An 11,710-nucleotide genomic window follows, 5' to 3' on the forward strand; every position below is an offset into this window, starting at 1 on the left:
TAATCTTACTCCTAAATACTTTTCTCAATCTATTAGGAGAAGGTCAATGCGGCCATCGGGATCAACAGACTTGGAAGCCTGTCCGGTATCGGACGATTTGCTGAAACGGTTGCTGGACGCAACGTTGAACGCGGTTTCGGATGTGGGGTGCCAGCTACCGGAACAGCAGCGCGCCGCTCTTGCCGTCTACTGCTACCGCCGGGCCCACTTCCGCCGGCTGGGCCTGTCACTGGCGTCGCTCTGCAGCCAGCAAGCCCTCGTCATGGAAGCCGGGCATGCGGGCGACCTGATCTACCGGCAGGCGAGCAGCGCCGGCCTTTCGGCAGAAGGCGACGCGGCCGGCCGGACGGCGAAATCCGGAAAGCCGCCGGTCAGTCTCTACGTGGTTTGAAAGTCCATTCCGGGGCAGGTTCTTCCTCCCACCCGCCCCCACCTCAGGCAACCGCCTTTGCAGCTTTCAGCGCAAGTCGGTTGCCTTTTCTTTTGGCATCGCCATCCAAATCGTCCCAAGTTTCAGACAAACGGCCATCAGGGCCGAGGCCGAGACTTGCCGTTGCCGGTCCGCCCCCTAGTATTTGCTTCAGGCGTGGCTCTCGGGATGGATCGACATGGCGATATTCAGTTACCCATTTCACGGACGGCGACAGAAGGCAGGCAGGTTGCTCCGGATTGGACCCCTGCTGCTCGGGCTCCTGGTTGCAGCGGTGCTGTCAGGACCGGCTTACGCGGTCTGCCAACTGGTTGCTGACGCGCCCCTCAGATCCCCGGGACCGGATGAAGTACGCATATGGCGTGCGTCCTTGCAGGCCAACGAAGTGCAGATCCGATATATCGGCCATTCCACCTTCGAGCTTGAAACGCCCAAGGGCGTGCGGATCGCGACCGATTACAACGACAGTGTCCGGCCGCTGTTGCCACCGACCGTCGCGACGATGAACGGCGCCCACGGCACGCATTATTCCGTCAGCCCGGATCCCAACATCGAACACCTGCTGTACGGCTGGAACCCGAAGGGCGGTCCACTGGATCATGACCTGACGGTTGGCGATGTTCGAATCCGCAACATTCAGACCAACATCCGAGGCTGGGACGGAGCCGAACGCCGGCTCGGCAATTCGATTTTCATCTTCGAGGTTGCCGACATGTGCATTGCGCACCTGGGCCACCTGCATCACCGGCTGACACAGGAAGATCTTGTCCGCCTTGGCCAGATCGACGTCGTTTTTGCCGCAATCGACAATTCCTCGACCCTGCGGCTCGACAGCCTGATGGACGTTCTGGAAAGCATCGGCCCTGCAATGGTCGTTCCGATGCATTTTCATTTTCCGGGAGCGTTGCAGGCGTTCGTCGGCCGCGCGCAGGAAGCAGGCTACGACATCGTGCGAGCGGAAACGCCCACACTCATTGTCAGCCGATCCAGTCTGCCAACGCGCAAGACCGCCTACATAATGATGCCCGGCGGCGCTTGATGGCCCGAGTGGAACTGTGAGCACATTCGGAACGGCTGAGGAAAAAAATCCTCAGCCGACAAACTTCAGAAAAAGAACCTGGCTGTCGCCCGCCTGGCGGCGATCGAGTTCCTCAAAGCCGTCTGGAACATCAATCTGGGCCGACGCTCTTTCTTCGAGCACACACAGGGCGCCCGGCTTCAGCCAGTTTCCTCCGGCTGCGGAGGCAAGGGCTTTTTCGCCCAGCTTCTTGTCGTAGGGCGGATCGGCGAACACCAGATCGAAAGGCTCAATGGTGCCGGCACTGCCGAGCCGCGTGGCATCGCGCCTGAAGATCTTGGCAGCGCCATTGAGGCCGAGGGTTTCCATGTTCCGGCGTATGATGCCGCGTGCTTCCGTCCCTTCTTCAATGAAGGTGCTATGACGGGCGCCCCGGCTGATCGCCTCGAAGCCCAGCGCGCCGGTTCCGGCAAACAGATCCAGCACGCGTGCGCCGTCAAGATCAACATCCAGACCATGGGCCAGGATGTTGAAAATGGTTTCGCGCAAGCGGTCACTGGTCGGACGGGTGTCGTGTGATTTCGGCGCGGCAAGGGCTGTGCCCTTGAAACGCCCGGCAACTATTCTCACGAACGATCCCCGCGACGCGGCGGACGTCCACCTTTCGGAGGCCCGCGCCGGTCGTCCTTGTCACGGCTGGAACGGCGTTCCTGCTGCTTGTCTTCCACCACGCCTTCCTCGCCCCAGATGCGGCGCGGCGGCGGCGTGAACCGCTCTTCACCGAAATCCTTGCGCGGTTTCGGCTCGGAGGTCAGGCGGAAACGCGAGCGCGGCGAGACTTTTACTTTTTCCTGGCGCGGCCCGGCATTCTTGCGAGGTCCCTGACCGGTTGCCTTCTTGCGATCTTCCCGCTGCTGGTTGCGTTCGCTCTTGGCTGCGCGCTTGCGGTCGGTTTCGCTGCGGCCTTCGCGTGCCGTCATCCAGCGACCCTGGCTGGCCTCGCGCTTGCCACCGTCCCGGCCACTACCATCCCGGTCACGGCCTTCGCGATTGCCTCCATCCCGGCCGCCACGGTCACGGCCGCCATCCCGGCCACCGCCTTCCCTGCCGCCGCCGCGCTTTGCGCCTGCGGACTTCTTTTCGGCTTCCGGCTTGGGAGCATGAAAGATCGGAGCGTCGAAATCAGCGCCGGCTTCCTCGGCCAGGGCATCGCCCAACTGGTCACGCAGAACGCGGCCACGGATTTCGCGGACGTCGCCTTCCGGCAGATCCATCAACTGGAACGGGCCATAGGACAGACGGATCAGGCGGTTCACGGCAAGACCCAGGTGCTCCAGGACGCGCTTGACCTCACGGTTCTTGCCTTCGCGCAGCCCCACCGTCATCCAGACGTTGTTGCCCTGCTCCTTGTCGAGCGTTGCCTCGATGGCGCCGTAGAGCACACCTTCGATCGCGATGCCGTCCTTCAGGGTGTCGAGATCCGCCTGGGTCACCTTGCCAAAGGCGCGCACGCGGTAGCGGCGCAACCAGCCGGTGGCCGGCAATTCCAGAACGCGTGCCAGCCCGCCGTCGTTGGTCAGCAGCAGCAGGCCCTCGGTATTGATATCGAGACGGCCTACGGTCAGGACGCGCGGCAGATCGTCGGGCAAGCGTTCGAACACGGTCGGACGGCCTTCCGGATCCTTGTTGGTGGTCACCAGACCGCGCGGCTTGTGATAGAGCCAGAGCCGCGTGCGCTCGCGCATCGGCAGCGGTTCGCCATCGACCAGCACCTTGTCGTCGGGTGTGACCGTGACGGCGGGCGTGGTCAACAGCTTGCCGTTGAGCTCAACCCGGCCGTTTTCGATCCAGACTTCCGCTTCGCGGCGGGAACACAGGCCGACGCGCGCCATCACCTTGGCAATGCGCTCGCCCCGGTCATTGGCATCGCCTGCCAGCGGTGCAGTCGCCGGTTTCGGCGCCCGTTTTTCGAAGCCGCCCTTTTTGGGGCCGGCTTTCGATTTGTCGTTCGGTGCAGACCGGCGCTTTTCCGGTGCACGCTTGTCGCGTCCCCGGCCTTTTTCGGGACCCGGGCGCTCGGAAGAGAATTTTCTTGTCGTCATGCGCGCGTCATAGCAGAGCTTGAGCCTTTCGGGAATCGCTTGTTTTCTGCATTGACCGCAGAGGCGCCGTGTTCCGGACGCATGGCAGAGCCATGTGCCCCCGGCAAAGGCCATCGCCGGGGCTGACGGCAACCGCAATTGCAGGTAAACAGGACCGGCCGGACGGCCTTCAGATCGAGGCTGTCTGCACCCCTTCCCTCCAACTCACCTTGCCTTATGCCCACAGCTTTCTCCAACCAGACATCTTTCATGGATCTTGCGCTTGAAGAAGCCGTGAAGGCGGCAGACCGTGGGGAAGTCCCCGTCGGTGCCGTGCTGGTGCGCGGCGGAGACGTGATTGCCCGGGACGGCAACCGGACCCTGGAGCTGAACGATCCAACCGCCCATGCGGAAGTCCTCGTGATCCGGACCGCGTGTGCCCTGGCCGGCTCACAGCGTCTTCCAGACTGCGATCTTTACGTGACGCTCGAGCCCTGCCCCATGTGTGCGGGCGCAATTTCCTTTGCACGGATCCGCCGGCTTTATTACGGTGCCGGCGACGAAAAGGGCGGAGCCGTCGATCACGGCACCCGGTTCTTTTGCCAGCCGACCTGCCATCATGCACCGGACGTCTATTCGGGCATCGGCGAAACGCGGGCGGGCGAGCTGCTCAAAACGTTCTTCCAGGCGAAACGCTAGAGTGAATTCAGAGCAGATTGACGGGATTGTCCGTTGCCCAAAAGCAACAACGGCCGCCAAACATGCGCAAGGCCAGTATTCGTTACTTCGCGAAAATGAAAGTGTCTTCTAGGAACAGCATATTGTTCGCAGGGGCATTTCCGCACTTCATCGGAGTATCACATGACTCGAAATACTGTTCTCGGGGCACTCGCCGGGCTCATTGCCGCCGCAGGTCCGGCTCTTTCCGCGGATCTGCCGGTTGCTCCGGAACCCGTCGACTACGTCCGGATCTGTGACGCCTACGGCGCGCGCTTCTATTACATTCCAGGCACCGAAACCTGCCTGCGCGTCGGAAGTCGTGTCCGGACCGAAATCCGCGTTCGCAACTTCGGCAAAGCGGAAAATGCCTGGGGCGACCGGGACACCGACGGCTACCAGTGGCGCTCGCGCGGGTATCTCTACCTTGATGCGCGCACCGCAACCGAATTCGGCACCCTGCGCGCCTATATCGAATCCTATGTCACGCTGACCAACGGCTCGAATGCAACAACACTGGACAAGGCGTATATCCAGTGGGGCGGCCTTCTGGCCGGTCACAACGGATCGAACTTCGACTTCTTCACCGGCTATGCCTTCGACGCCCAGATCGAAAGCTATTCGGACCGCAAGCTGAACCAGCTCGCTTACACCTTCGCTTTCGGTAACGGCTTCAGCGCAACGCTCGCTCTTGAAGACCGCTCCGGCCGTGAGGAAAACATCGCGATCAACGGCACCAACCAAGGTTATGGCGGAACACGTGCTCCCGACTTCGTTGCCGCTCTCGGCGTGAGCCAGGGCTGGGGCCAGGCGCAGATCATGGGTGCCCTGCATCAGGTCTATCCGGATGCCACCTATAACGGCCTTGCAGGCCGGACGGAAGACGAACTCGGTTGGGCCGTCGGCGGCGGTGTCGAAGTCAAGTTCGGCGGACTGGCAAAAGGCGGCGCCGTTTCCCTGCAGGCCGTCTACACCGATGGTGCCAGCGGCTATGGTTCCACCGGCTGGAACAGCCGCATCACCGACGCGGTGTGGAACGGCACCAGCACCGAAACCACCAAGACACTGAACATCTTCGGCGGCGTGACGCTTGGTGTCACCGACACCGTGCAGGTGAATGTCGAAGGCGGCTACCATGATGTCGACGGCGGCACCAGCGCCTACGACTTCACCCAATGGGATGCAACGGCCAATGCGGTCTGGGAACCTGTCTCCGGCTTCCTGATGGGCCCGGAAATCCAGTATCGCAATATCGACTACAGCCGCTCTTCCGGCCTGGACGATACTTATGAGCTCTATGGCACTTTCCGTCTGCAACGGACGTTCTAACGGCCGGAACGAGAGCAAGTCGCATTTTATCGGAATCGCTTTCAGCTGCCTGAAATCAGAGATTTCAACACTAAAGGCGATGCAGGACTTTTCCGGTCAAACGTGACACGCTCCCAAACAAACAAAACCCCGGAGCCTTGCCCGGGGTTTTCTGCTTTCAGGGCATTGGCGCTTACATTTCCGGCACTTTCATTCCTGCCGCTGCGCCCAGGCAGAGAGAACGGTGTCCCACAGTCCGTTTGACCACAGAGTGCTGTGACCGCCCCCTTCAACGATCACAAGCTGCTTGGGGGGCTTCGCATATTCAAAAAGGCGCCTGCCGTGCTCGACCGGAATGACCCGGTCTTCCGTCCCGTGTACGATCAGGACAGAGGCTGCGATCTTGCCAACGCGATCCCGGGTCGGCATCGGATCCTTCATCAACAGGTCCACCGGTAGCCAGGGATAGCGATCGGCGGCCATGTCTATCAGGGCCGTATAGGGGGCTTCCAGCACAACCAGGTCCGTTTGCGGACGCTCCGCCGCCACTGCCGCCGCGATGCCCGAGCCAAGGCTCTCTCCATGGACGACGACCGGCGTTCCCGACGCCGCCATACGGTCGAAGTGTTCCAGACCGTCCGAAATCAGCGCGTCTTCCGACGGACTACCCTGACTGCCGGCATATCCCCGGTAACTGGGCGCATAAAGACCGAAGCCACTGTCGAGGATCTGCTTGAACCGCTTCCAGCGCGCCGACACATTGGCCGAGTTGCCGTGAAAATAGAGCACCGTTGGAGCACCGCGGGCCGCGGGCTCCGCCCGCCAGACAGTCACCTGCGTGCCGTCGGACATCGGCACCGTTTCAACGGTGACACCTGCCAGACCCTTGTCCTCCGGAGTGCTTAGCTCACCGGTTGGAATGAAGATGAAACTGCGCTGATTGATATACATGTAACCGGCAGCCATGGCGTAAGCGATGCCGACAATGACGGATACCCGCAAGAGAGCTTTCCAGAACGCGCGCCCTGACCTGCCGGTGCTGGTTCTCGTCTCTTCCGCACTGCCGGAGCCGGTTTGCGTCATATGACTGTCTCCCATCGCTCCGATGTCTACGCTGCGCAACGAGAGGCCGATCAGATTGGCGGGTTATTTGCGGCCGAACAGCTTTTCGATATCGCCGAGTTTCAGCTCCACCCAGGTTGGTCGGCCGTGATTGCACTGTCCGGAAAGCGGGGTTGCTTCCATGTCGCGCAAAAGCGCGTCCATTTCTTCCGGACGCATGCGCCTGCCCGCCCGCACGGAGCCGTGGCAGGCCATGGTCGCGGCAACATGGTCCAGCTTTTCCTTCAGGCCTTCGGCCGTGTCCCATTCGGCAAGTTCGTCGGCCAGATTGCGGACCATGCCCTGGATGTCCATGTCACCCAGGATTGCCGGTGTTTCACGCACGGCGATGGCCCCGGGCCCGAAGGCCTCCAGCGACAGGCCGACCTTTTCAAGATCTTCCGCGCGATCGGCGAGCCGGATGGCGTCTTCTTCCGGCAGTTCGACGATTTCGGGGATCAGCAGGATCTGGCGGGCAACATCCTTCCTGGCCAGCGCTTCCTTCAGTCGTTCGTAGACGAGCCGTTCGTGCGCCGCATGCTGGTCGACGATGACGACACCGTCCTCGGTCTGGGCGATGATGTAGGTCTCGTGAACCTGCGCGCGGGCGGCCCCCAGCGGCAGGCGGGTCTTTTCAGTCTCGACCGGAACGTCATTCGCGCGGGCATCTGCTGAAGGCCTGGCAAAGTCGGCAAAGCCGTTCTGCCGTTCGAAGGCAGGTTGCGGGGCTTCGGCAAAGCCTGTTGCCGGCGTGCTTTCCATTTGAAGCGGACTGAAAGCGTCCGGCGCCCAATGCGGTGCGGCGGATGTGCGCGCGTAGGAGCCGCCATAGCCGCCGGAACCAGCCGGGGCGGACGGCGTGGGACCTGGCTGCGCGAACCCGGCTGACTGCGCCCTAATGGCATCCAGCGCCACGGCAGCGTTCGAGGTCGAAGACCGGTGGCCCGACTGGACCAGTGCGTGCTTGATGGCACCGACCAGAAGCCCGCGCACGAGCTGGCTGTCCCGGAAACGCACATCGGCCTTTGCCGGATGCACGTTGACATCCACCAACGTCGGATCGAGATCGATGAACAGAACCACAACCGGATGCCGGTCGCGGGCAAGGACGTCCGCATAGGCCCCGCGTAGACCGGACAGCAGCAGCTTGTCCTTTACCGGACGGCCATTGACGAAAAAGAACTGGTTCTGCGCATTGCCGCGATGGTGTGTCGGCAGGCCTGCAAAACCGGTGAGACGGACCCCTTCGCGGCCGGCGTCAATTTCCATGGCATTGTCGACAAAATCCTGGCCGAGAATCTGTGCGATCCGCGCCAGATGCGGTTCGCTGCCGCGCGCGGCAGGCCAGCTCTGGGACTGCCGGTCGGCACCGCCGAGAGAAAAGCCAATCTCCGGATAGGCAAGCGCGATCCGCTTGACGATTTCGGTGATGGCGGCCGCTTCCGCGCGGTCGGATTTCAGGAATTTCAACCGGGCAGGTGTCGCGAAGAAGAGATCGCGCACCTCGACCTGGGTGCCTTTCGTGCGGGCCGCCGGCACGAGCGGCTGTTCCCGCCCGCCTTCGACGGCGATCGCCCAGGCATGGTCTTCGTCCTTGTGGCGGGTCTGGATCGCCAGCCGGGCGACAGAGCCGATAGACGGCAGCGCTTCACCGCGAAACCCGAGTGTGCGGATATCAAAGAGGTCGTCGTCTGAAATCTTGGAGGTGCAATGACGGCGGATGGCAAGCTGCAGATCCTCCCGGCGCATGCCTTCGCCATCGTCGCCAACGCGCATGAGGGTCTTGCCACCTGCGGCGGTAACAATCTCGACCTGCTTCGCCCCGGCGTCGACAGCGTTCTCAACCAACTCCTTGATGACGCTGGCGGGTCGTTCGATCACCTCGCCGGCTGCAATCTGGTTGATCACCTGTTCGCCAAGTTGCCTGACCTTCATGAAACTCCCTCTACTCGGTTTCGCACTGCGCCATGTTCCTATATGGTCCGCGCCGAGTTTGCGTCGATTCTTGAGCAAAGCTTATCAGACCTACCCAGATCCGAGTGACCCGCCATGACAGTTTCTGCACCGCTTCTTGTTGAGGGGCTCCGCACCCTCGCCCCGTCCTACAAGGGCATCCTGTGTGACGTGTGGGGCGTGCTGCACAACGGTGTATCTGCTTTTGAAGGCGCGCACAAAGCCCTCAAGGCCTTCCGCGAGGAAGCCGGCGGCAAGGTGGTGCTGATCACTAATGCACCACGCCCGGCCAAGCAGGTCGGCGAGATGCTGGCCGGTCTCGGCGTTCCGGAAGGCACCTATGACGACATCGTCACCTCCGGCGACGTGACCCGAGACATTCTGGTGGCTCAGGGCAAGAAGACACTGCTGCATATCGGCCCGAACCGGGACCAGCCGCTGTATCACGGGCTTGAAGCCACCTTCACGACGAATGACGAGGAAGCGGAAGGCATCAGTTGCACCGGATTGGTGAACGATGAGGTCGAAACCCCGGACGATTATCGCGAGCGGTTGCAGAAGCTGGCCGAACGCGGCCTGCCGATGATCTGCGCCAATCCCGACATCGTCGTTGAACGAGGCGATCGCCTGATCTGGTGCGCCGGTGCACTGGCACGCCTTTATGAAGACCTGGGCGGCCAGGTATCCATTCTCGGAAAGCCGCATGCGCCGATCTATGATGCGGCGATGGAGCGTCTTGCAAAGCTCGCTGGTGAAGACATCGCCAGGGAAGATGTTCTGGCGATTGGCGACGGCCTGCCGACAGACATCCGCGGTGCGGTGTCTCAGGATCTCGACGTCCTGTTCATCACCGCCGGCATTCATGCTTCCGACTTCGGCCCGAGTGACGCACCGGACGAGCATCTGATCCGCCGCCGCCTTGCCGAAGAAGGTCTGCGCGCGCGCGCCGCCCTGCCTCGCCTCTGGTGGTAAGCCGCCGGCAGGCATTCGGAAAAAAGTGCATGGCGAACAAGCGGATGCCGTTTGTTCTCGGTAAGAAATGCGCTTCAGACATGAAAAAGGCTCCCGAAGCGGGAGCCTTTTAAAACTCTGTCTTTAAACCTGATTAGTCGAACAGCTTGTCGATGTCTGCCTGGGCACCACCCAGCAGCGCATCGATATCGTCCTGAGAGACGCCTTCGCCGGAATGCTGCGGACCATGAAGGATCAGCTCGCGCTTGCGGCGCTCCGATTCGGTTTCAACCAGGGCCGCATCCAGATCTTCGGGAATGCGCAGTTGCTCAATGAAGGAGGTGACACGCTCGTCGATGTAACGCAGCGTTTCGACCACCTTGGAAATTCTCTGGCCGGTAATGTCCTGGAAGGTGCAGGCCTCGAAGATGCTGATCATCTTGTTGCTGACCAGTTCCTGGTAAGCATCGTGGTCGCTGGCATCAGCTCCCATGATCTCTTCAGCCGCTTCCATGATGGTGTTTGTGGCGGCTTCCGTCGCTTCCACAATGGCATCCAGCTCCCGTCCGGCGTCCGGGATCTTGCTGCCTGTCATGTCGTTTGCGCGCAATTGGGAGATTTCCTCCTTCATGCGACGGATTTCCTTGGCGATTGCAGTCAGTTCCTCAGTGACGGCCGGTTGGACCGTCGACAGGAAATCATGCATCGAACCTGACATGACCTCTGCAAGATGCATCACATCCGTAAGGGAAACTTCGCCTTGTCTGCTCTTGTTTTCCTGAAGGAAGTCTATGACTCGGGCAATGTTTTCTTGTTTCATACTAGCCACTAGGTCGAGCCTTTCCATTTGAAAGCATCCTCCGAAGCGCAGATCCGAAATGCTCTGGAACCGCTATTACTTTTCGGGTGCACCAAATCAGACCCGGCCTGCCTGCCCAGCAAGACCGCGCCGATCATGTGCATCCGTCTGGCACTGGCGGAGGTTTGCCGCAGGGCTGACCTCCGCCAGGTGCAAGAAATTAGTCGGAGAAGACCGCCTCGATCTTGCCTTTCAATGTCTGCGCATTGAAGGGCTTCACGATGTAGTTGTTCACGCCGGCTTTCTTGGCGGCGATAACGTTTTCCGTCTTGGATTCAGCAGTCACCATGATGAAAGGCGTCTTGCTGAGGCTGCCGTCGGCACGAACCTGCTTCAGCAGCTCGTAACCTGTCATCGGCTCCATATTCCAGTCGGAAATCACCAGGCCATAGCGGCGCTGTTTCATTTTTTCCAAAGCTTCGGTGCCGTCCGCAGCATCGTCGATGTCTTCGAAACCAAGTTGCTTGAGCAGGTTCCGAATGATGCGAATCATCGTTTTGTAGTCATCGACCACGAGGACCGGCATCTGAAGATCAAGGGCCATTGTCTACTCCATACTGTCAATTTGCGCGGCCCCTGGCCGTGGGCCGGTGGAAACGCGTTATGACTTCGAAGGAGAGCGACACATTATTGTGTCCTCACCTCCCCACACTCCACGCAATCTACCGGCTGCCCCTGAAAAGACCGTTAATAGCAGACGTTTTTTTCTTCGCCCAAAGCACAATTGCCAGAAAACCTTGCACCGCCTAGCGTCCGCCTACTTCAAATCAAGACAAATGAGGGCGGGAACCGTAATGTTGGAACTGCAAAAACTCTGCTTCGAAGATCTTTCGGTGGGTATGAGTGAAGAACTTGTAAAGCATGTTAGTTCTTCGGACGTAGTCGGCTTTGCGGAAGTATCCGGCGATCGGAACCCCATACACCTGTCCGAACACTTCGCCGCCCGCACCCCTTTCAAGACCAGAATCGCCCATGGCCTTTATACGGCCAGCCTGATTTCAGCCGTGCTCGGAACCCGGCTGCCCGGCCCCGGCGCGATCTATCTGTCGCAGACGCTCAATTTCAAGGCCCCGGTCAGGATCGGCGACGACGTCAAGGTGACGGTCACCGTCGAGGAACTGATGGAGCGCGGCAATCGCGCCCGGCTGTCGTGCATTTGCAGCGTCGACGGCAACGTGGTTCTTGAAGGGGAAGCGCTGGTGAAGGTTCCCGGCCGGGACGAGGATCAATCGGGCCTCTGACGGGCAGCACCTGCAAAGGTCCGGGTGTGGACCTGATCATCAATACATCCC

General features: G+C 60.8%; 12 protein-coding genes. 6 read left to right on the top strand and 6 right to left on the bottom strand.

Features of this window, described 5'->3' with window-relative positions:
• Window positions 1–46 precede the first annotated feature (46 nt).
• Both V1T76_RS02680 and V1T76_RS02685 read left to right on the top strand, forming a co-directional pair.
• The gene (locus V1T76_RS02680; protein WP_330559067.1) at window positions 47–391 is read left to right on the top strand and encodes a hypothetical protein; all 345 of its coding nucleotides are present in this window, start codon (window positions 47–49) and stop codon (window positions 389–391) included.
• A gap of 217 nt (window positions 392–608) precedes the next feature.
• Complete coding sequence (locus V1T76_RS02685; protein WP_330559068.1) at window positions 609–1,469, top strand: MBL fold metallo-hydrolase; 861 nt, start codon at window positions 609–611, stop codon at window positions 1,467–1,469.
• A gap of 51 nt (window positions 1,470–1,520) precedes the next feature.
• Here V1T76_RS02685 and rsmD read toward each other — a convergent pair whose 3' ends face one another.
• The gene (gene rsmD / locus V1T76_RS02690; RefSeq protein WP_330559069.1) at window positions 1,521–2,078 is read right to left on the bottom strand and encodes a 16S rRNA (guanine(966)-N(2))-methyltransferase RsmD; all 558 of its coding nucleotides are present in this window, start codon (window positions 2,076–2,078) and stop codon (window positions 1,521–1,523) included.
• Window positions 2,075–3,664 carry a pseudouridine synthase gene (locus V1T76_RS02695; RefSeq protein ID WP_330559410.1) on the bottom strand — a complete coding sequence of 530 codons (1,590 nt, stop codon included), beginning with the start codon at window positions 3,662–3,664 and terminating at the stop codon, window positions 2,075–2,077. The genes rsmD and V1T76_RS02695 overlap by 4 nt, the downstream gene beginning before the upstream one ends.
• 102 nt (window positions 3,665–3,766) lie before the next feature.
• Here V1T76_RS02695 and V1T76_RS02700 point away from each other — a divergent pair, with 102 nt between their 5' ends.
• Together V1T76_RS02700 and V1T76_RS02705 are read left to right on the top strand one after the other, a co-directional pair.
• Window positions 3,767–4,228, top strand: a complete 462-nt coding sequence (locus V1T76_RS02700; protein ID WP_330559070.1) for a nucleoside deaminase — start codon at window positions 3,767–3,769, stop codon at window positions 4,226–4,228.
• Between the two features lie 162 nt (window positions 4,229–4,390).
• Window positions 4,391–5,575, top strand: coding sequence for a porin (locus tag V1T76_RS02705; protein WP_330559071.1), 1,185 nt, complete (start codon window positions 4,391–4,393; stop codon window positions 5,573–5,575).
• Window positions 5,576–5,764: 189 nt separating this feature from the next.
• Here V1T76_RS02705 and V1T76_RS02710 read toward each other — a convergent pair whose 3' ends face one another.
• Window positions 5,765–6,637 (bottom strand): alpha/beta hydrolase, encoded by an 873-nt coding sequence (locus tag V1T76_RS02710; protein WP_330559072.1) that lies wholly within the window; start codon window positions 6,635–6,637, stop codon window positions 5,765–5,767.
• Between the two features lie 63 nt (window positions 6,638–6,700).
• The gene (gene mutL / locus V1T76_RS02715) at window positions 6,701–8,590 is read right to left on the bottom strand and encodes a DNA mismatch repair endonuclease MutL (protein ID WP_330559073.1); all 1,890 of its coding nucleotides are present in this window, start codon (window positions 8,588–8,590) and stop codon (window positions 6,701–6,703) included.
• Between the two features lie 114 nt (window positions 8,591–8,704).
• Between mutL and V1T76_RS02720 the strand changes: the two genes are divergently transcribed.
• Complete coding sequence (locus V1T76_RS02720) at window positions 8,705–9,580, top strand: TIGR01459 family HAD-type hydrolase (protein ID WP_330559074.1); 876 nt, start codon at window positions 8,705–8,707, stop codon at window positions 9,578–9,580.
• Between the two features lie 133 nt (window positions 9,581–9,713).
• Here V1T76_RS02720 and V1T76_RS02725 read toward each other — a convergent pair whose 3' ends face one another.
• Window positions 9,714–10,379, bottom strand: coding sequence for a protein phosphatase CheZ (locus V1T76_RS02725; protein ID WP_330559075.1), 666 nt, complete (start codon window positions 10,377–10,379; stop codon window positions 9,714–9,716).
• Between the two features lie 199 nt (window positions 10,380–10,578).
• Complete coding sequence (locus V1T76_RS02730; RefSeq protein WP_006935666.1) at window positions 10,579–10,962, bottom strand: response regulator; 384 nt, start codon at window positions 10,960–10,962, stop codon at window positions 10,579–10,581.
• Window positions 10,963–11,212: 250 nt separating this feature from the next.
• Between V1T76_RS02730 and V1T76_RS02735 the strand changes: the two genes are divergently transcribed.
• Window positions 11,213–11,659 carry a MaoC family dehydratase gene (locus V1T76_RS02735; protein ID WP_442970073.1) on the top strand — a complete coding sequence of 149 codons (447 nt, stop codon included), beginning with the start codon at window positions 11,213–11,215 and terminating at the stop codon, window positions 11,657–11,659.
• Window positions 11,660–11,710 lie beyond the last annotated feature (51 nt).

It is taken from the genome of Roseibium sp. FZY0029, from assembly GCF_036350355.1.
In the GTDB taxonomy this organism is placed as follows: domain Bacteria; phylum Pseudomonadota; class Alphaproteobacteria; order Rhizobiales; family Stappiaceae; genus Roseibium.

Excerpts from the sequence above, each read along its gene's own strand:
- V1T76_RS02730 (WP_006935666.1), bottom strand. The coding sequence starts at position 10,962 with ATGGCCCTTGATCTTCAGATGCCGGTCCTCGTGGTCGATGACTACAAA.
- V1T76_RS02685 (WP_330559068.1), top strand. The coding sequence starts at position 609 with ATGGCGATATTCAGTTACCCATTTCACGGACGGCGACAGAAGGCAGGC.
- V1T76_RS02710 (WP_330559072.1), bottom strand. The coding sequence starts at position 6,637 with ATGACGCAAACCGGCTCCGGCAGTGCGGAAGAGACGAGAACCAGCACC.
- V1T76_RS02720 (WP_330559074.1), top strand. The coding sequence starts at position 8,705 with ATGACAGTTTCTGCACCGCTTCTTGTTGAGGGGCTCCGCACCCTCGCC.
- mutL (WP_330559073.1), bottom strand. The coding sequence starts at position 8,590 with ATGAAGGTCAGGCAACTTGGCGAACAGGTGATCAACCAGATTGCAGCC.
- V1T76_RS02700 (WP_330559070.1), top strand. The coding sequence starts at position 3,767 with ATGCCCACAGCTTTCTCCAACCAGACATCTTTCATGGATCTTGCGCTT.
- V1T76_RS02735 (WP_442970073.1), top strand. The coding sequence starts at position 11,213 with ATGTTGGAACTGCAAAAACTCTGCTTCGAAGATCTTTCGGTGGGTATG.
- V1T76_RS02695 (WP_330559410.1), bottom strand. The coding sequence starts at position 3,664 with ATGGCCTTTGCCGGGGGCACATGGCTCTGCCATGCGTCCGGAACACGG.
- V1T76_RS02725 (WP_330559075.1), bottom strand. The coding sequence starts at position 10,379 with ATGAAACAAGAAAACATTGCCCGAGTCATAGACTTCCTTCAGGAAAAC.
- V1T76_RS02705 (WP_330559071.1), top strand. The coding sequence starts at position 4,391 with ATGACTCGAAATACTGTTCTCGGGGCACTCGCCGGGCTCATTGCCGCC.
- V1T76_RS02680 (WP_330559067.1), top strand. The coding sequence starts at position 47 with ATGCGGCCATCGGGATCAACAGACTTGGAAGCCTGTCCGGTATCGGAC.